Source organism: Vibrio sp. THAF64 (assembly GCF_009363455.1).
Taxonomy (GTDB): domain Bacteria; phylum Pseudomonadota; class Gammaproteobacteria; order Enterobacterales; family Vibrionaceae; genus Vibrio; species Vibrio coralliilyticus.
Genome location: NZ_CP045355.1, coordinates 3,190,214 through 3,210,587, shown reverse-complemented (window position 1 = coordinate 3,210,587; position 20,374 = coordinate 3,190,214). Strand labels below are relative to the sequence as shown.

The window sequence follows — 20,374 nt, the reverse complement described above, 5'->3', positions numbered from 1 at the left end:
TGGTGCGTTCAGTTTGAGAGCGGTTATCTCACATTCGACCGTTTCCGAGCGACAAGTTGGGATGCGCCACCAGAGTCAGTCTGGTGGTAGCGTTAGTTGAGTGTCACAATACCCAACTCGTCGCTGACCAAGTCATTTAGCGCTGTATCGCATCGGTGATCTAAGACAAGGACTTCTTGCTCAAGCCAGCGCTGCACATCACGAAGTCCCGGTAGGCTTAAGGATGGGGCGTCAAGCCAGCCACGCTTACTCGCGCCAATCATCTCACGACTGCGCTGCGCCGCCTGATCCTGCCAGTAACCGGGAAGCCAAATGCGTGCAGGACGTCCCAGCTTGTTCGCCATCGTTTGGACAATCGATAGGCCATTCGGGTCATAATCAGGAAAGGCCACCCAAGGTACAATGGCGGGTAGGGATGCCAATAGCTCTGTGTGGGTAAGATTAAGGCCAGGTACATACAGCAGAACAAGCCCCTCAACCAAAGGCAGATCGACAAAAGCGCCAAGATTTTCAACTGTCATGATGAGTTTGATGTCCGCAAAAGAGAGCCTGTGCTTTTCACGCCACAGGCGCTCAGGGATAGTGCACTCTGAGCGTGCCTCTGTTTCGTCATCGACAGATTGTTGCCAGCTTGGGTAGGTGACGGTCAATCCAGTCTTTCTGCTTCGCACTCTGATCACTTCATCGCTTGTCACGGCTTGCGTTGGAAGAAGCGGCTCGCTTCGGCCAGACTTGCTGTCTCCTCGCCAGGCCGCAGCACATTTGTGATGAACGAGTTCAGTATTACGTACGATAGCACCGCGCGCCTTAGTTACATGCCCCTCCTCTAGGCCGATTTGTTGGCGCAATTGGTCAAGTCTCTCTGGGTTGTCTAGGTGCCACAGTCGTCCTGCGCAATGGACGATACGCAGCGACTTGAGATGGGCGAGAAGTGGCCCATCTTTTTGCCGTTCAATGACTTTTTTATTGGTGGCAAGTCGGGTCAGTACTTCGGCTACTTGCGTGCGTGGCAGACCCAACTTTTGCAATAAATCGCTACTCATACTAAGACTTACCCAGGATGCCGTTTAGCACGTGTTCACTGTCGACGGTGAGCTCGGTGCTGTCTTGCAGTCCAGTGATCTGTACCCAAGAGCGGGCTTCATCGTCTTGACTTGGATTATCAAGATTGACGCCACCAGGCCAAACGCGCACCAACTGATACCCCAATCCGGTGATTTTACCCAGCGTTTCAGGCGCGGCCATCAAAAGTTGAACCCCGCAGCGGCGGCAGAGCTCCGCAACCGTGGCTTGGCTTTGCGCATCGAGTCGGCTCACCTCATCCATGACTAAAGGGATTGCAAATGGCTTCTTCCCATGACCTGCGCTTCCCCAGTGCTTGATGATGCTGATCAAAACAACAAGGCCTGATCCAAGACGTTCGCCAGTCGATAATTGAGATCCCTCAAGATCTTCATATTCATTGCGCCCACGTCGGCGGATCTGCGTCTTAACCCTTAAGTAATTACGGTGATCGAGCAGCTTCTCGCCCTTGATTTCACCGGCCGTGGTTCGGTGAAAAAGGTCGGACAACGCTTCTTCGACTGTGCTGGCGTCGGCAAATAGGTCGTCCATGATTTGCGAGCCTTGTCGAAGCGCTTCGAGCACTTTATCGAATTTCGGCACATAGTCGGTGACAAGGCGTACTTCCGCAACTTGGCCAAAGCCGATGCCATTCAATTGAGCGCTGAGCTTGCGAACCGCGCGCTGCTCATCGGTTATGCGTTTCGCAATGGCATCCCCCAGTTCGCTACGCTTGGTTTGGAACATCTCCTCAGCGTTATCAAGAGATTTTCGGGCCATTCGGCACGCCTTGTCCAGATCCATAAGCATTTCCTGAGGATCGCCGCTCTGGATAAGGTCTTGACGTATGCGTCGCTTAAGTAGGCTAACGGCTTCGCAGTAAAGATGTGATAGCGCGGCAAGATCAGTGCCGGTGAGTGTTTGTCCAAATGCCAGCATGGGATCGGTAACAGGTATTCCGTAGTCTTGCGCACAGCCGTTGACTTTGCTGATTAAGCTGCGTGCTTCCTGAAATGCGGTGTCGCTTTGGTTGATGGCGTCAAGTTCGAGCATGGAAGTCATTGCGTCTTTTAGGACGGCGGTGGTTCCATCATCTGAGATCACACCCATTACCGATTGGCGCTCGGTTACGGCTTTCTCGTGATGGGCTCTCGCTTGCGCTTCTTTTTGTAGGTTTAGGTCAGCGTCACTGCGTTTTTGTTGATGGTGCTCCTTGGCTTTGGAGAGCGATTCACTGTGCGTATCGGCGTTGCGCTGCGCTGATTTATACTCATCCTCAAGCCAGGACTTCTTTTCTTGCAAGCGCTTTTCGAGACCAGGTGAGTAGTCAATGCCAATGTCCTTTAGAGCGACCTCAACGCGCCCTAACTCAGACTCAAGGTGATTAAGTTTGGCGCTCACTTCGATACTGCGCTTCTGCGCGCTATCGCGTGCAGTTTCCGCCTCACCTTTATTGCACTCAAGCTGCATGGCTTGGCTTGCGATCTGCTTGGCTTGCTCTTTCAAGGCGTCCTGTTTATGGCTGGTGTCTCCCAGTAAGGCTTTCGCTTGGGAGTACGTTTTACCAAGGTGGAATCGCACCTCATGGAGTGTCTCCATGCTCCTGAGTTGGTCGCTGGCGGCTTCATAGCGCGCTTGCTCATCGAGTACTTGTTTCTCAAGTGATACAGGATCGTTAGGATAGGGCTGTTGTAGGAGTTTCCATTCGGTATCAATGTTTTTAAACAAGGGTGAAAACTGGTTGATCTCTAGCTGCGCTTCCGTGCAACGTGCGATAGCCGCTTCACACACGGTAATGTCTGCTGCGATGTCGCGATACAGGCTGTGGGCAAACGGCTCACACTGCGTCAATATTGATAGGCTATGTTTGACCGCATCCTCTGTATTGCAAAGCGACTGATGTTCCATTTTGGCTTGTGAAAGGGCGCGCTCGATGTCTTTGATCTTCGTTTTTGCTGCGTCTAGATCGGGTTCGTCAGCAAAAGCGACAGTGGCTTTCGGTTGAGCCATTCGCAACGCTTCAATGTGTTGCGTCAGGGTAGCGTGCGCATCGGTAGCATCACTGCGATCGGATTCGTGGCGTTCAATCTGAGACTCTAGGCGGGTGATGAGCGCTTCTCGCGCTTTATCTCCCAGCACTGGAGCATCACGAAGTTGACTGATGCGAAGACCCTCGCCTGACGTTAATACGCACCAAGGCGCTTCGGTGCTTTCATCAGCGCCAATAAACGTCGCGGTGATATCTTCAAACAGTTCTTTGTCTTCAAAGGATTCATTCCATTGAGAAATCGGGCGTCCGCTTGGGATAAGTACCAAGTCTTCCAACGGCCAATCATCACCATAGGTCGCTAGTAAGGTACGCGAGGCTGCGTGAGGATCTTCCACCAAAATGCCGCTCATCAGGCTCCCAAGGGCGGCTTCCATGTAGCGCGCATCTTCAGGGTCGATGTCGTTAAACAGATCGCAAATAGGGAGCCCATCAACGTCTGAGGCTAGGGTTCGAAGCAGTTCAAGGTGACTCGAGTCGCGGTCTCTTAAGATCTGAAGATCAGCACCCAATTTCAAAATAGCGGCGCTGTGCTCGGTGATAGTTTCGGTTAGGGCATCGTTTTCTATTCGAAGAGTTTTTTGTAGTTCGAGACAATCGTTGCCTGTCCAACTTGCTTGATCAGGGTAAGCTTGGGTCAAAAGACGAACTTGAGGCTGCAGTTGTGACCAGGTTTCGTGCTTGGCTTCGGTCTGCACCAGCTCAATGTTCAGTCGTTGTTGCTGCTTTAGCAGCTCGTCGCATTGGGTTTTGGCTGCGACTACGTTCTGACCGGCGTCGTCGACTTTCTGGCGATATAACGTGACGGCCTGCATGAAGGTAGGGACGCTATCGGGTTGGTTTTCCAGTTCAGTAGATGTGAGTAAAGTCCGATATTTTTGTTGGGTTTCAAGCTCGATATTTAAGGCTTGAAGTTTCTCTTTCTCATACGGCTCGTTGGCTGCGATCAGTTGGCTCTCTTGGAGGTGGCGTTTTTTCGCCTGCACCCAGTCTTGAAGGTTATTAGGATCAACCGTTTCTCCAATAATTGAAAGCTGCTTACTGAACTGATGATAGGTCTCACGGATCTCGTTCATCTGTTGCAGTTGACGCTCAAGCTCGTTGAGGTTTTGTCCGCATTGGGTTTTAGTTGCGGCCAAGGCCTGCATAGGGTCTTGTAAGTTGTCTGGGTCTACATGGCCATGAAAGGCTTCAACAGCTTTGAGTTGGCGGCACGCAAACTCATATTTTCCAGCGCGCTCTGATGTGATCTCAAACGCTTTGACCGCATCGGCTAATTGCTGTTGCGTTTCTGCAAGATCTTGCTGGGCTTGGCTGAGTGCCTCGGACGCACGTTGGTAGTCTTGCTGCGCATTTTGATGCGCGTTTTTTGCCAGCTCAGCTTCCGGTGTAAGGGTGTTGAGATCTTCTTTGAATCGTTCGCGACGTGCGAACTCATCAGCTGCAACCATAGCTAATCGCAATCGCTCTTCGGTTTTGTTGCGCTTTTGTTCGAGTGTATCGCGGGTTTGTCGCAGTTGCTCTAGCTCAGTCCCTAATTTTTTTACTGTCGCTTGCGCCTTGTCGAGTGCCTCATTGGCTGCAATGCGCGCTCCTTGTGCTGATTCGAGCTGCTCATCGGCCAAAATCAGTTGTTTTTCCGCCACTGCCCAGCCGAAGGATGAGGCCTTTGTAGCATGCTCTAAAAGCTGCTTGAAAAAGGTGTAATCCTTTGAATTTTTCGAGAGCTCAATGCGCGTTTGACGCACCACTCGCATGGAGTCTTGCAGAACATCCACAACCCCTTTTATGTTACCTCGGCTATGCGACATCAAGTAGCTGCTCAAATTGCGCTCGATATTGGAATCAAGCCGGCCGCTCATTGCGCTGTGGAACACCTGCGCATAATTGGCCTTGTCCTTGTCCTTTTGCAATGGCTTGGGCAAGATCCCGTCATTAAAGAGATCGAGCAAGTACCCCTCGACGCTCTCGTAAGTAGTTAACTCACAGCCAAGAGATGCAGCGGTATCCCGAACCATGTGAGGAGTTAGAGGCCGCCAGCTATGGCCTTCTTGCAGGGCAAGACAAGACATAGGCTCAACGCCTTTGGGTAGAACCAAGCGCATACGGGTCATCTCAATGTTGATGCCACTGGATTTTTTTGCGTGGATCAAATAAAGGTGCCTTTGCTGACTGCGGGTTTGCACCTCCAGTGCCACCATCGAAGGATTCCCCAGACGATGAAACATCTCACTATCAGCCAGTTTCTGAGTCTTTTGAAATGTATCTGATGTACCAAGAGAAACAAAGCGAATGTCCCCCATCAGGGCCAATTGGTAGGCACCTAGTATGGTGGTCTTGCCCGCGCCATTTTCGCCAAGCAGGCTGACTGTGTTGCCAAAGCTTGAATAAGCGTTTGGAGACAACAACTCTTGCAACTCTACGAGATCGAGCGTTCTCACTGTAATGCCATTCAGGTTCACAAGGCTTAAAGAACGCAATATTGGAAATGCCTTACTCATCGGTATCGTCCTCGTTATTGTCTAAATCAAAAAGGTCTAGGTTATCGGGCGAATCGTCTTCCACGCGGCTAGTCCAGTGCGGACGCTCAATCGTAAGATCATCCTCGGTGTCGGCTTGTGCTGTGCTCGACACCAAATACCCAGCTCTGCTCAGTTCAATCAGTTTGTTGGGGATCTCGTCGGCGGTGACAATGCCTCTTAGCGGGTCGATAAAGCGATAGATGGCGGCAGTGGGCATGTACTGATTTGTGGCAGTGTCCATACGGATGAAGCTTTTACGATTGAGGTCTCGAATGCATTTCATCACCTCATCCCGAATTTTGACTTGGTCAAATTGGGTGCTGACGGTGGTAGATCGACGGCTACCAAAGAGATCTTTAATTCGCTCTTCTGGCAGCTTTTCTATTAGTCGGTCAATCAAATGATCGACAGCGACCCAGTCTGAGCTTTCAAGCGATTGACGTAAATCCAACTGCATCGACACCATGGTAAGGCCAACGACCATGGACAGCTCACTCATGGTGCGGTGAGGCACGCCAGTTCGGCGCTGCATGTGACTGTAATAGACCTGTTCAGGTGAGCAGCGCAGTGTGATGTAGACGCTTGACAAATACGCTTTCAATGGCTCGTAAGCCGCGTTAACAAAGCTGTGGAGTGTGTCGTCTTCTGGGACGATATTAATGCCTGCACGCAGCATGGTGTCTACCTGTGAAAATAAGGGGTCTGCCATGACATCGAGGATCGATTCGTACGTTTTGGTTTCTTCATTCATGTGTCGCTCTCCGATGGGGCTCGGCCTTGAACCCATAGATTTTCAATAAAAATGTGGTTGTCTTCATCGATAGGCACCCAACCTGGGTGGATCAGTTCGCTTGGCATCGGTGCAATTGTGGTGATGGCTTTAAGAGTCAGCACGGCCAATCGATGGCGATCCGTTTCGTCAAAGCCATTGTCTTGGGGTTTTAAGATCCGGCTGAGAAGGTCGGCGAGATCTACTCGGTGATGTTTATTCAGAGCTTGCTCGGCAATTTGGTTGGCCAAATCAACCAACAAGTGTGTTGGGTTTTGTCTCACTACCCGCTCTTTTTCCATTTCCAGTACTGGCAGACTTTCATCGACCGGCGGTGGGGGTGGTGACCACTCACGCATGAGAAGGCATGGCTCTTGATACGGCAGTGCCAAGGCCCAAGAGTGGCCTTTGGTAGACTCAATGGCAGAATCAATAAGGTGCGCGAGGTTCGCATTCGGATCGATGGTGAGGCGCAGCCGGATACCTTGCATTACCCTATCGAGAAATGCGATAAGGTCAATCAGTGACATGTTGGCAAATTCGGATGTGCGCTCTAAAAATACCTCGATCTCTTCGAGGCTATTTCTTAATCGAATGGGCGCAGAGCGAAGCACTGCGGTTTGCTGTAGCGTGGCGAGGTTCATTATTACCTGATCCACACCCGTAAAGATTATGGTTTTCAAATCATTGATTTGGTGCATCAGTTCATCGGCGACATTCAAGAGTGCAGACATGTCATCAACAATGGAGGTATTGATCTGCTGTTTGATGATTTGCTGCTCGTTAGAGAACTGAGCGATGAGTAATTCTTGGTTCTTAGAAATCCCGCCAAGCAAATCCTGGAGGGTGGGCAGGTACGAGTGCACCGCCTCATACCAAGCTTCGGGCTCTTCGATGTCTATGGTATTGACTTCACTGAGTAGCACCTCAATGCGTTTATATCGTTGACTGAGGCTCTCTTGTTGATCGAAGTTATCATTTTTAAAGTACGGTTTTAGCAGATCTTGCGCCAACTGGGTGAGGCGATATTGCGGGTTGTCATCGCGTATTGATGTCCCTGCAAACGTCATGATACGTTGTTCGACGCCCCATTTTAAAAAGTTGCTGACCCTGGACTCAGTGTGGCCTTCGTTGCGTCCAGCATAGGCATCGACATAGCGCACGACCGCTTGCACAGTCTCTTCATCAAAGCTTTGTTGTACGAGGTTGAGGCTATCATCGATGTCCCTTTCCCAAGCGTGCATGGCGGCCAAGTACAGATACTGATCCGGATCAATATCAAGCCGAGCACCAGAAACCAATAAGTTATTTAGTAATTGGTTAAGAGAAGATGGCGCATTATCGGCTTCCCTGGCGTTTGTCTCCGAGAATGCGTCACCGATGGTTTGCGCACCCTCGTAGAGTGTCTGGCTTTGTGTCATGGTCTATTTCTACTCTGAAGTAATTTGCACGGTGTGAGCTAAAGCGCATTCTAAGGTGATGTATTCGAGACATTTTATCCGCACTTATTTGCATTAAGTGTAGATCTGCATATGGAACCGGTCAAGATATTATATCAAAATGATATATTAAAAATGTAATTTTAGTATTTTATTCGTTTTAAAGCGACTCATGGTGTATAGTTCTGGTAGTCTAAGCAATGAATAAGTGGTTAGAGATGAGTTATGACGTTACATGCTGTAGGTAAGGATGGGGATGTGAGCACGCAGATAACCCCACGCCTTGAGTATATTGATTTCAAGTTGTTCTTTACCGGTCGGGTAAGTCGAGCCGACTTAAACGCGGTGTTTGGGATCGCTGAGGCGGCGGCATCACGAGTGTTGACGCAGTACGCGACAATAAGGCCCAACAACAAAACACAAAAAACCAACACCATTCTTAGAGAGACATTTGTGCCTCTGTGCGCCTTTGACCCTGATGAGGCTCTAGGAATGTTAGCGAATGGGTTTAACCGATACTCTCGTCCTGTCGAGTCCGATGTGACGTCTGAGCTGATCGGGAGAATTCCTAATCAACTTAATCTGGAGAATGTGGCCAAGATCACCCGAGCCATATCGGGGCACTATGCCATTTCGTGCAACTACCTTTCCGAAAATAGTGATAACCATGACACGCGAATCTTAGTCCCTTTGGCGATTATGCACGATGGGACTAGCTGGTTGTTTCGCGCCTTTGATCGATCAGAAAGTTCAAAGCCGGCATTTAAGAACTTTCATTTTGCGCGAGTGCGAGCCGTCAAGGAAGAATTAGAGTCCAATGAAGCCAAACAAAAAAGCGGGGAGGTTCTATCTCAAGATACGCTGTGGAACCTTAGGCTCCCTCTCGTACTGACCCTGCATGAGAGTTTATCTCAAACTCAGCGCATGCGGGTAATCACGGATTTTGGGATTGACGAAGGCAAAGAGGAACTTTACGTTACTGAGCGCGCGGCGTTTCGGTGGATCCTTGAGAAAAAGTGGTACATCGATGCTCGATCGCAGGCTCAGATAGATGAGGATAACCAAAAAGGCATACGGCGGTTTTATAAGTTTAAGCTGGCGAATTTAGCGACCATCGAGCAAATGGAAAACGCTTAGCGTTCATCGTGTCACACGAATCATTTGTTGGAGAAAACGGAGGGAGTCGCTTTACCAAATTCGGCACTGAATGTCTGAACTGCGACTGCCTGTGAGAAAATTTGATTGTGGAATTGTAAAGCCTGGTCGTGCGCATCGTATAGTAAAAAACGCGAGTTACTTTAGCTAGCGGATCCAGAACGTTTCACCTACGTACCAAATACGCCAATCTCTTACAAATTGCAGTGCTAAACAGCAGGGGGTTGGCTGTATTCTTTGCCAGATAGGTCGCGCACTGAGGAGCAGGTTGTGTATGCGGCTGGCTCACACTAAACAAGAATGGAATATTTTGGTCAGTATAACGTCATGTTTTAGTACAGAAGTTGTTGCTATAAAGCAAGATGATCTGCACCTGCAAAACTGGATACTGCATTAAGCGACTTTCCCATACATGAAGTTATCCGTATTTACCTAATTTAAGTGATTACTCTAACATGCTTTTGTCCAAGGATATGTTGACGTCGATCTCGACAAACACGTCTTTGCTCCGAAACCTGTTTAGATACAAGTAGAATTCATTAGGAATAATTTGTGCAATAAGCTGTTGCACAATTGGGGTTGCTGGTATTTTTGGACGCTTTTTGTACAAAATCACTATAAGCTTTGGAGTATACCTATGAAACTCACCCTATAAGCCGATAATTTCACCAATACAGCAGTTATTATGCAACGATGTGCTAATGGTTGAAAACTGGTACGATTTGCTTAAAGAAAACCAAGGAACAAATACTATGAGCACAATCGCTTACCTAACAATTGAAAGTACTGAAGGTGGTCTACTTTCGACAGCGTGTAACACTCCCGATTCAATGGGCAATGGTTATCAGCCTGGTCATGAAGACGAGATTACCGTTCTAGGGTTCTCTCACAATATGGCTTGGGAGAATCGTTCCGTTCACTCTCCTGTGCAGATAGTCAAGAAAGTTGATAAGTCTAGTCCGTTAATATCGCAAGCGTGTTCAGACGGTTCTGAGCTTAAATGTAAGCTTACTTTCTATCGCAACTCTCCGAGAGGTGGCGTACAAGAGAAGTTTTACGAAATTGACCTGATAGGTGCACTTGTCAGAAACGTCCATATTGAGATGCCAAACGTTGCCCACTTTGGTGAATCTGAAATGCAGGAAGTCGTTGATATCTCATATCGTGATATTCACTGGAAGCACTTGGCTGCGACCACCAACGGTTTCTCATCTTGGCTTGATGGATTAAAAAGTATGAAAGATGCAGCAGGTTTGTAACAATGACGAGCTCCAGACAAGAGCTGAATGAGAACTACTGGTTACTTGAGCAAGAAGCCAATCAGTTCATCACAGCGACGTTGATGCAACTTGCACAACTAAAGCTTGATCGTAAGGTGCACTCAAAAGCTGTACGAGAATTCAGTCAGGCGGTGAATTCTATTCTGAAGGCTTACCAAAACCAAACGCTCAACTATGAGCAAAGCAGCCAGCTTTTGAAAAATCTTAAGTTAGGTTTCATTGACGGTATCCGTGCAATAAAAACATCCGAGAGGCATCGGAAAATTCGACACTCACAACGACTTCAACAAGATGGTAGCTATCGACGAAATATGACAGTTAACAATCAATCGTTTAACGTCAGGCTTAAAGCGAGATGTGCAACCGCTGAGTGTTTGATGATGGGGGCAAACTTTGATCTTCAGGATGATGCATTTCAGGAATATGTAGCAGCAGCGGCTAAAGATAGAAAATCCGATGTGATGACAGTCGTCAACATGACCTTGATTGCTGCGCCATACCTCAAACCTCTTGAACTGCTGTCTCATACTGACAATGTTTACACCATATATTCTGATGAGACCTTAAATCCCGCATGGGCCTATGCTGCAGGGAAAGGTGCAGCATACAGATTAAATTTACTTGGCATATCCAAAGCCATATCTTCAAGGGTGGAGAATGCCACAGCATTTACTACGGGTAGCATTTTAAATGAAGCTAACTAACGATAACGTACTCAAGCTTTTCAACGCATTAACAGCCTTCAAAATCTGCATCGTGATAGCCTGTTTCTTTTACGAACCAAAGGCAGCTGGAATAGCTGCTGGGCTTTGGGGGCTGTCCTTTATTGCCTCTGAACTACATATGAGGAATTACTTTAAAGGAAAGCCAATGATGAAGTTCGGCACATTGACCGAGGAAGACCCAGGTGACGTCGATTCAATAAGGAACACATATTATTTGAATATATTTATTGTTCTTCTTGTCTTTATCTTCATGGTTTTGACGCTTATCAGAGCGATCTCTTAGGTTAGAAATTGAAGGTATTCCCAGACAATAACAGCATTGCAGCCAGACTTAACATGACATTAGCCGCAACTGCAATCCTGTTGATTATCAGTTTGGTTTTGAATGGAATCCAAAGCTCGCTACCGATTCTTGAGCTTTTTGCGTTCGCTTTCTTACATTCAGAACTGCACCTTAGAGTTTATGCCAAAGGCAAAAGAATGGTTAGGTTTGGAACCATCTCAGATGTCGAGAACGAGGAGCAGGAAGTAAATCACTTTGCTACGGTGTACGCTAGTGTGGCACTGACCCTTGTCTTTGTTATATTTAAGTTGGCGCAATAACTGTCAGGAAGTCTTCTATGACGGAGGCTTACTTCCTTACAAGTGTAGGAAGAGCCACAGTGTAGTGGATAAGGAATTCTGGCCAGTTTTACTTGACCACTACACAGCCATGTGTGCGTTTCTGGTGCTAAAAGTAACCCTTGTTTTACTAATTTAGTTCGTTATTGAGTATTAAAGTATCATACTAAAATGCCCCATTCCTTCTCAGAACAGTCGAACGGGGACCTTTGGACGCTCTAGAATAGACCAAATAACACTCACCTGAAGAGGTTCAGCCCTTAAGCAGTCATTTGGTTAGGCAACTGAAGTCACAATAACAGAATTAATCCAACCTTCGTTTCTAATGCTACTTAACAGTGATATATAGTAAGAATTATTGAGATAAATCCTTATTATAAAGTGATTTAACATGAATATTTGCACTCGCTATCAATGTGATACATGCGACACCTTGATAGATTGTCGTATAGGGTTCTCTAACCGTGACGTTCAGCCATTTCAGTTCGCTTGTCCTGAGTGTGGTGAGCAAATCACATTTACTCTAGGGCTTGACAATCTTGAAGGGGCAACCGAAATCAATGAGTTCGATGGTTTATTTACTGGTGAAAACCCTTTCGTAGACCTACACCTAGATTTTCCGGTGTCATTCGATGCGTACAAGCAAGGCGAAACGGCATTTATGCGTGTCTTTAGCTCGATAGGGCGGGATTCGTATTATCATTTGTCATCACGACTAGAGCTTCTTAATAGGCTTGGAGAACATCACCGAAGTTTAAAAAGACTGATCTCACAGTACAAAAGGGGCAACATCAAAGGATTTGAGAAAGTAATCAAAGGCCTAGATGACTTGGATTTTATAAAACTAAAGTCCCACAAGAATGAAGATGTTATTGCAGCTCTTTACAGTGCTACATCCGTTATTTCCTCACCACTAACCATTCATGAACATAATAAAGAGCTTAGTGAAGAGATGCCCAATTTGCTTCTCAAACTATATAACAAGCACAATGATAATCTAAATGAGTTCTTCGACAGCCTACTCAATACTGGCTTTCTAAGAACAGTCCATCATGACACTATCAGTTTGTACCCTAGGCTAATCAAGCTAGAACTTCCTTTGCGCCCTGCTTTGTATTATGACTATGCAGAAGAAGAACTCGGTGATGTTCCTGCCAGAGTATCAACTCAAAGCTTTGATACGTGCAATGATACCTATAAAGATCTTGCCGAAGTTTACTCTCGACAACTAGTGCTTGTTGCTGGGCTCAACAACTTGATACATCGCGGTGATTTCAACTTGTTTTCCGATGACGTTCGACTCAGTAAAAAAAATGGAGATGTGATTAAAGCTTTCTCTTCACTCGATAACTACGCCAATGTTGACCTTGGTAAAAAACTATCTGCGATCGATGAATCATTCTTTAAATTTGATGATAATGCCATTGATAACCGTTTAAGAAACGGTATTGCGCACTATAAGCACGACTATAATGAAGCAACTCAGATAATCACATACAGTTCAGCTAAAGAAGGGTTGACGAGAGATAAAACTATTGAACTAAGTTTCATGAGATTTCTAAGAAAGATGCTTCTGCTATTTCGAGAAGTCCATAGCCTAAATCATGTCATCAAGGCCCTTATCTATCACGTTATCTTGGTATTGAAAAAAGATATTTGAAGCCGAACATTTCATAAAGTGCTCGGGGTTAGGTCTCTCATTTTTCCCTAGCCAGATTTATCCGAGTGTTCGGCATTCATAAGAGATCGTAACGTGGAAATGTCCAGAACCTTACTAGAGATGGATAATGCATCAACTGTCTATAGCTTGAAAATGCCACAACGTGGCATTACTTTAGCTGTCATTCGCTGGATAGTGAAACGTCCTTATTAGCTATGGACTTATCAATATCCTTTTTAAATGCAGATAAGAGAGATTTGACGCTTTGCACAACTTGTATGGCTGCCAGCTCATTCCTTTCTATTTGAGCTTCAAGACTCTCTATTTCTCTTTCCATACTCTCTACAGTAGTCTTGAGTGAGGCTGCATTATAAACCTTCGTATAGCCATGTAGTGCCTCCCAAGCCAGATCAAGATAAGTGTCCAATGAACTAATGAGAGTATGCCCTGAGAACTGCTGTAGCTCCTTTTTAAACTGCATCGTGTGCAGTACATTCTTTCTGAAGTCGTCTTTACTGTTAATCTCTTTAGACGCTAGAATTCGGTCTATCATCCATTTCGTAAATCGTGCGTGTCGCCATAAATGAGGCGATACCCTACCTTCGATTGCTAAGTCATCAGCCCACTGTTTGATGTATTTAGTCCATGATTTAGCGCTTAGGGGCAGACCATCATTTAGGCTAATGAACAGATAGTCATGCTTAGCCTGAAACTTCTTCATCACTCTTTTTCTGACATTAATATAACTGGTTATTTGCTCCAAGAAGATGTGATTGACAGGTAAGTAACGTTGATTATCTTCATCATTTCGTTTCTTGCTTGTTTTAATTCTTAAAGAGCCTGTATTCCTTGCTTCTACAAGGTCGCTGTATCGAATAGAATGTAGTTCATCAACACGACCACCAAGCATTTCCATAGACACGTAAATCGCTTTATCACGTTTGCGTTTATCGTACTGTTCACGTTTAGCGATTCTTATTAATTTAGGATCTTTAAGGTGAGAAATATTTTTTTTCTGCTTGCAGATATGCTCCCAAATTTTTAAAGCATCTTCTTGACTCACAGGGTGGCGTTGTTTAATCGTGCCTTTTTTGGGTAGTGAAGCATGGGTAATAGTGGTGACTTCTTTTTTCTCTTTTCTGCCCTCAATGTGGATAGAGTGCCTTTTCTCAATAACAGAAATGGCATTTATTTCTTCTTGCCCGATGAAATGAATTAAATCATGAAATGTTTGAACAAACTCAAGAAACTTAATACAAGTCTCACCAATTATTGCAACTTCTGTTGGTGAGCGCTTAGGTTCACCATTGGGCTTTTCTTCCAGTGTAAGGTTCTGAACAAAAAGCGTAAATGAGCTGTCTGTAAGTTGGCTAAACCTGGTCAATGTGGGTTGATTTTCGATAAAGCGAATTAGGTGAACAATTTTATTTGCATAGGTCCTAATCGTTGTTGCTTTAAGATTGCTCAGCACAGCTAAGTGGTGCATGTAGGCATTAGCTTCTACGCAAGGCTTGTAGTTGGAGTAACTTAGAAAAGGCACATCAATTGGTTTTCGTTTTTCTGCAATACTAGGAACACCTAAGTGCGTCCAAAACTGAACACCCTTTAATGTGTTTGTAATCATATATCACCTTCAAAATACAAATCACATACGTTTTGAATCTGCTGGTTAGCAGCAAGATAAACTTCCCAACGCTGTTCTTCTGTGCCTTTGTACATTGCAAGCGTCTTCATTTTTGATCGAGACTCACGCAATAAAGCCGTAAGTAGCATGTTCTCTCTCTGAAGTGCTTCTATCTCTTTCTTTTGATCTGATATTCGTTTCTTTTGACCTGCATGAGTGTTCAAGTTGCCTTTGCGAGACTTCTTGCCCTTAATTTCGGACTCAAGAGCATCCACTGCATTTTTTCGTAGCTTATCAATCTCATCAAAGCCTTCATTGATAACTTCGTCTGCGTTGGTTTTGAAAGTATTTAAAGCACATGGCTCAATATTGCGCTCCTGGCACTCAAACTTAGCGAGTCCACCTTGTGATTTTAATTGTTTTAGTAGATCCTTATCTTCTTTGAATGTTTTAGGATAGGCAATAATTTCCTTTAGAAAATCTCTTGTCTTTAAAACTTTAAGCTGATTTTTTTCCTGGTTCATTATTCCCCCTTTAACTCATTAACTTTCAAAATAAGATTGAAGCTTCTAATATCTTCACCGTTACCATCCCGTATGGTAAAAAATTCTGGATGTAAGGTTATAGAGCCATCTTCCAGTAGTGTTAGCACTTCATTTTCAATTTCTTGCTCTGCTTGAAGCTGTTTTATATGTGGAACAGTTTGATATTCATTTTCATCTTCGTAATCCCAAACGGCTTCATCGAGAGTTTTAATGTGTAGCATTTTAGATGCATCGTCTGTTACTCGTTCAGCAATGATTTTTCGTAGTTTTTCTATTTCATCAAGGTCATCGATCATTGCTTTATCATGGATAACACTTTGAACAATTACGCTTGCTTTAGCGCTATTAAGCACTGCACCTGTATCAGCCTCGGTGATGTAATTGTGTAAATGCTCTAAATCGGAATGGGCAAGCATCCAGCGGAGAGCTTCCATATTTTCATAACGTTTCGACCAAAAAAACACTAAAGCAAAGAAGCGTCTTAACTGGTGCTGCCTTACGTAATGGCGATGATATTCACCGTTATCCATTTGGACGATAGCTGTCTCAAAGTAGTCACAAAGTGCATCAAAAGCAGCGTTGAAATAAAAAGCGGTATGTTTTCTCAACTTAAAAGTCTTCGAATCAATATAATTGAATAAAGCAAGATCACTCTTTTTAACTAAATTAAGATCAATGGCTTGCTGATTAAACTGCTCTAATTGCCAAACGAAACGAGTGATAGATAAAGGGATTGGTCTATTTACCGTTAAGTTTTTGCCTTTAATGCCAGTTTTCTTAACCTTGAATCGTAAAGACCACCGTTCACTATCTTTAATATAAGGGTTCTCATCTGTTAATGGCTGCCCATTTTCATCAATATAAACAAGGTTTCCGAAAGGTTTAAGCTTGATAAGCTCATCTTGTCGTCTTGCCATCACAGAGCCAACGAGTAATTGAACTGCTCCCTGCAAAACAGTGAAAAGCTCAAGCATTGATTCGTTGTTACGGATACGTGTATGACGATTTTCAGTCTTTAAGGATATTCCTTCGAATTGCACTATGCCTTTTTCTTTGAATTCTGAGGGAATTGAATCTATAGCTTCAAATTTAAGCCAGTGACCAAGCTCAGTATGTGGTAAATCCCCATGAAGAGCTTCATCAAATCTTTTTGCTTTGGAATCAGGGCGATGAGAATTAGAGCCCCTCTTAGTTGATTTTTCACTTGCTTTTGTCAGTAGCGTCAGGGCACTATCCCAAAAATTAACTCCTTCTTCGTTTGGTGCAGTGCAAAGTTGCTTTAAAAGCTCATAACTGCGCCTAAATAAATCAAAGGTAAATTCAGGAGAAAGTGTTTTTGTTCGCGCGCTCTTTCGAATTGAAACTAGACCTTGGAGTGTGCTGATGGACACATTACTTGTGACAGGATTGAATACACTAACATTGCTTTTATCGATATTGGTATTAATAAGATGGATGCACTCAAACCATTTATTAAGAGAACTCAATGAACTCCCATTGAGACTATCTATATTAGGCACCGTTTTGTATTCTGTGCGATTAGGTGCTGGTTGTAATTCCAATTCAGGGAAGGAGGTGATAATAAGTTCATCTTTCAGAATTTTCCCTTCGAAAAGCAATGCAGTCAGGATTGAGTTATTGCCTTTAGGGTTGCAATGAGCAGCTTTATCGTCAGCTCCATGTGCATAAAAACGCTGCTTATGAAGCCAGCAACAAGCTTTTACTTTGTCTTTTAGATTTAAAATAGTTTCGTCACTAGCGATTTTACGATCAACGTGAGGATATTTAGCTTTAAATGCTTCAACATCTTCGGGTGGTACGTCAACGCCATCTAGCAAGTGTTTGATTCGATGGTTTATTTGGTACAAATCATTAGAAATTGAACCTGAGTTTTCTGCAATCGTTAAAAGCACTTTTAGCCAAAACTCATCCGTGACCCTTTGTAGGTGAAGTTCTGATAGCCTTAAGGCTTTACCATTCAGTAAAATGGTATTGATGAGTATGATAATCAACCTGCACTTAGCAGATGCTGTTGCTGAGCTTGTAAGCTTACCGCCATTCTCTATCGGATTGTCGCAAGCGATCAACCAGTGTTTAAATGCATTAAGAAGTGGTTTATGCTTCTCACCTGTAAGGAGCTCACCATCATCTAACGTAATATCACACCAACGTAATTTTTTTGAGTTTTTTTGGTGCTCAAATTTCACTTCTGTAACATCGTCATGAAAGTCGGACAACCACCATTCAGGCAAGTAATCAGTGTCCATTGGGATGCCTGTGTGTATTTCTGCGAGCAAAGTAAGAACTCGAAAATCATCATTATCAATGGCGTAAGAGGTTAATTGAGAAAGTGTTTCTGCGCTCATCTGATCAAGGAGTTTTGGGGTGCTCACAACATCATTAGTAAGTTCTTCGAGGCAGGCATATTTATTCACGGCTGCTAGCATGAAATCACCCCCTTAATAACGTCATGATTTAACGGGCTTTCTCTCGCTTCTTGATACATTTCTTCAATCTCATCGCTATCGGAAAAATCACCCAGCTCGAAACGCTTTAACAAATAAGTTGCTGATTGATACCAGTGTTGAACTAAATCACTAAAACTAGATTCATCATCAGTATCTATGATGGTTCTTATGCTGATAAGTATTTGAATTAATGGCACTGTAATCGTAAAAATGACACTGTCAAAGGTGTCTTGACCGCCTTTAGACGCTGCTTTATCAAAATTTGTGTTGAAATCAGGGATGTCGTTCAATCCGTGATTTTCCATGAATTCTTTAATTTCCTCATAGGACATATTCGCTGCATCTAGCAAATATGGGGATTCCTCCATTGCTTTAAGAATAATGGCTTTTTGAAACTGCCGAACAACACGCTCAGTAAAGAAATCCATCAACGGCTTAGGCAGGTAGATTTCAAGTAGTTGATGTAGCACCTCTTTATGGCCTAGCGCCTCAGCGACAGCGCTTTGTGAGCGAGTCTCTAAATAAATCTGAAGCCCTCGGTGACGCCTAATAGCTCTGTGTGTTGTAATACAGGCAATACTATCAATATCTTTCTGTGATAAATCGTGTTCAGAGGGGATGCACGCTTCATCTTTAAGTAAGTTCGTGATGAAAGGCATGCGTTTGTATAAGCCAGAGCCTAAACTTGGTCTATTTACACGATTAAGAGAGCTGGTCAAGATTAAATACTTCCAGTTAGGATTACCGATTGATTTTAAATGCTGTCGAGCAAGTTCGGTATGTTCAACAATAAAATCCACGATTGATTTAGAAAAGTCATTTAGAATAACGTCTTGCTGAGCTAAGTTACGACCTCTTCGCTCTTTTTCACTTGATAAAATGAACTGCTTACCTGCTTGAAAGTAACATGTTTTTTTTCCATGTTCATTGAACAACTGAAGCTTGTGAAGCCAAGCTGGGGTGATTTTGGGGTGCTCCATAACCAGTAGTGCAGTTAAGGTAAATATCGTTGAATTTGTAGGTAAATTAAGTTCTTTTAATAACTCATCTCTCTTACCTGAAAAACCTAAAAATGTGCCGTATTCGGTGCCATTGTAGCCACTGATGCCATAATAATAGAAAGTTGCAACAGTGTTTGCTAAGTAACTTTCGCCAATCTCACATGCCATATTGCCAATAACTCCTTTAGGGCTACTAACTAAATTTCCTGTAAGAGGTTTAACCCACCCATTTTCAATGAATGTTTTGTTTCTCTCTTGTCGCTTTTTAAGCATGTTGAAGTGATTGGTAAACACTGTTTTGAGATAGTTCATACTTCGATTAATACGAGAGTCGATAATCTCGATTGCTTGTTCATCTTTGATGTGTAGTGGAATATCGGCAAACCAGCGAGCTTTTTCTATCTTATCTGGCTTACCGCCTATGGAAAAGCTTGGCGGGCTTTTAACCTCTAAAATGCTAGGTTTGATAAAAGGTTTTAATGGGGCGGGATAAACCTTTTTATTGATAAATGAAGATTCATAAACATCAAGACTGCGAATGAATACTTGATTGAATACCACTAAGTCATTATTTTTAGTAAGACATTCTGATAGTTGAATTTGGTATGCTTTATAGAATGTTGATTGTGCGTTTCTTGCATTAAGTAACAGCTCGAAAGATTCAATAGTGCCTTGTCTATCCAGAGTGGATACAGTTTTCAAAAGACGTACAATTTCTTGTGTTCTAGATTTCAGAGTCGTCTGTTTTTGAGTTAATCCAAATTGATTGAGGACCTTGTGGATTTTGTTGGCAAAGTCCCGACCATACTTCACGTAGAGGAAGTCAAGTTGAACTGGTGTTTTTTTACGATCTTGAGCTGTAATTGTCCACCCATCTAAATACGCTAATCTTTCTTCATCGAAACCAACAGGAAGTGCCTGATACTTTTCAATGCAATTCTGAGTGTAATCGCTAATTCTTTTCTCGTTAAAGGTTTGCGCAGTAATTTCAATATCATTAGTTTTTGCAAGCTCACACATCATACTGTGAAGAGGTTTCATAATACGACCGAGAGAACTAACGGTCAGGTTTTTTGATTCTACGTAGATAAAGCCAATTAAAATATCAACGTGCTCTTGAAACCTATCCTTGTTATTAAGAATGTCGATCGTGTTGAAATTCGTTTTACCTTGAGAGAAAAGAAAGGCTGCATAAAAATTCAAGAATAACTCTTTCCTTTTTTCATCCATATATAGATAACGTGAGGTCAAAAAGCTCATTAGCTGTATGCGTAATGGCTTTGATAAAGCATCAGATAATAGAGATAGCTTACTTAGAAAGGACGTATTCATGCGTGAATCGCTTTTAATAATCAATTGAGGATAAGATTATGTAAACTTCTGTTTTTGTCAATCATTCCTGTTGTTTTGCATTGATATTAAGTTATAAAAAACAATAGTTTAATTGCTAGTTGAT

13 protein-coding genes are annotated in these 20,374 nt (G+C 43.9%); 5 read left to right on the top strand and 8 right to left on the bottom strand.

The window, feature by feature from the left end:
- Nucleotides 1-92 precede the first annotated feature (92 nt).
- Genes FIU99_RS14890 through FIU99_RS14875 form a run of 4 tightly spaced genes read right to left on the bottom strand, consistent with a single transcriptional unit; the run spans nt 93 to nt 7,821 of the window.
- The gene (locus FIU99_RS14890; protein ID WP_152472349.1) at nt 93-1,043 is read right to left on the bottom strand and encodes a hypothetical protein; all 951 of its coding nucleotides are present in this window, start codon (nt 1,041-1,043) and stop codon (nt 93-95) included.
- Between the two features lies 1 nt (nt 1,044).
- Nucleotides 1,045-5,610 (bottom strand): chromosome partition protein MukB, encoded by a 4,566-nt coding sequence (gene mukB, locus FIU99_RS14885; protein ID WP_152472348.1) that lies wholly within the window; start codon nt 5,608-5,610, stop codon nt 1,045-1,047.
- On the bottom strand, nt 5,603-6,382 hold the full coding sequence (locus FIU99_RS14880) for a chromosome partition protein MukE (RefSeq protein WP_172974067.1): 780 nt from the start codon (nt 6,380-6,382) through the stop codon (nt 5,603-5,605). The genes mukB and FIU99_RS14880 overlap by 8 nt, the downstream gene beginning before the upstream one ends.
- The gene (locus FIU99_RS14875) at nt 6,379-7,821 is read right to left on the bottom strand and encodes a hypothetical protein (protein ID WP_152472346.1); all 1,443 of its coding nucleotides are present in this window, start codon (nt 7,819-7,821) and stop codon (nt 6,379-6,381) included. The genes FIU99_RS14880 and FIU99_RS14875 overlap by 4 nt, the downstream gene beginning before the upstream one ends.
- Before the next feature lie 276 nt (nt 7,822-8,097).
- On the opposite strand from FIU99_RS14875, the gene FIU99_RS14870 reads away from it, so the two are divergent.
- The 5 genes from FIU99_RS14870 (at nt 8,098) to FIU99_RS14850 (ending at nt 13,280) form a co-directional block, all read left to right on the top strand.
- The gene (locus FIU99_RS14870; protein ID WP_253899448.1) at nt 8,098-8,976 is read left to right on the top strand and encodes a WYL domain-containing protein; all 879 of its coding nucleotides are present in this window, start codon (nt 8,098-8,100) and stop codon (nt 8,974-8,976) included.
- Nucleotides 8,977-9,746: 770 nt separating this feature from the next.
- A complete protein-coding gene (gene tssD / locus FIU99_RS14865) occupies nt 9,747-10,253 on the top strand; it encodes a type VI secretion system tube protein TssD (RefSeq protein ID WP_152472344.1) in 507 nt (168 codons plus the stop codon).
- A gap of 2 nt (nt 10,254-10,255) precedes the next feature.
- On the top strand, nt 10,256-10,978 hold the full coding sequence (locus tag FIU99_RS14860; RefSeq protein ID WP_152472343.1) for a hypothetical protein: 723 nt from the start codon (nt 10,256-10,258) through the stop codon (nt 10,976-10,978).
- Nucleotides 10,979-11,335: 357 nt separating this feature from the next.
- Nucleotides 11,336-11,602 (top strand): hypothetical protein, encoded by a 267-nt coding sequence (locus FIU99_RS14855; RefSeq protein ID WP_152472342.1) that lies wholly within the window; start codon nt 11,336-11,338, stop codon nt 11,600-11,602.
- A gap of 409 nt (nt 11,603-12,011) precedes the next feature.
- Nucleotides 12,012-13,280: a hypothetical protein gene (locus tag FIU99_RS14850; RefSeq protein WP_152472341.1), complete on the top strand. Its 1,269-nt coding sequence runs from the start codon at nt 12,012-12,014 to the stop codon at nt 13,278-13,280.
- Nucleotides 13,281-13,461: 181 nt separating this feature from the next.
- On the opposite strand, the gene FIU99_RS14845 is transcribed toward FIU99_RS14850, so the two are convergent.
- The 4 genes from FIU99_RS14845 to FIU99_RS14830 are packed head-to-tail and all read right to left on the bottom strand — an operon-like array spanning nt 13,462 to nt 20,250.
- The gene (locus tag FIU99_RS14845) at nt 13,462-14,904 is read right to left on the bottom strand and encodes a tyrosine-type recombinase/integrase (RefSeq protein WP_152472340.1); all 1,443 of its coding nucleotides are present in this window, start codon (nt 14,902-14,904) and stop codon (nt 13,462-13,464) included.
- Nucleotides 14,901-15,428: a hypothetical protein gene (locus FIU99_RS14840; protein WP_152472339.1), complete on the bottom strand. Its 528-nt coding sequence runs from the start codon at nt 15,426-15,428 to the stop codon at nt 14,901-14,903. The genes FIU99_RS14845 and FIU99_RS14840 overlap by 4 nt, the downstream gene beginning before the upstream one ends.
- Nucleotides 15,428-17,896: an integrase gene (locus FIU99_RS14835; protein WP_152472338.1), complete on the bottom strand. Its 2,469-nt coding sequence runs from the start codon at nt 17,894-17,896 to the stop codon at nt 15,428-15,430. The genes FIU99_RS14840 and FIU99_RS14835 overlap by 1 nt, the downstream gene beginning before the upstream one ends.
- Nucleotides 17,890-20,250, bottom strand: coding sequence for a hypothetical protein (locus tag FIU99_RS14830; protein WP_152472337.1), 2,361 nt, complete (start codon nt 20,248-20,250; stop codon nt 17,890-17,892). The genes FIU99_RS14835 and FIU99_RS14830 overlap by 7 nt, the downstream gene beginning before the upstream one ends.
- Nucleotides 20,251-20,374 lie beyond the last annotated feature (124 nt).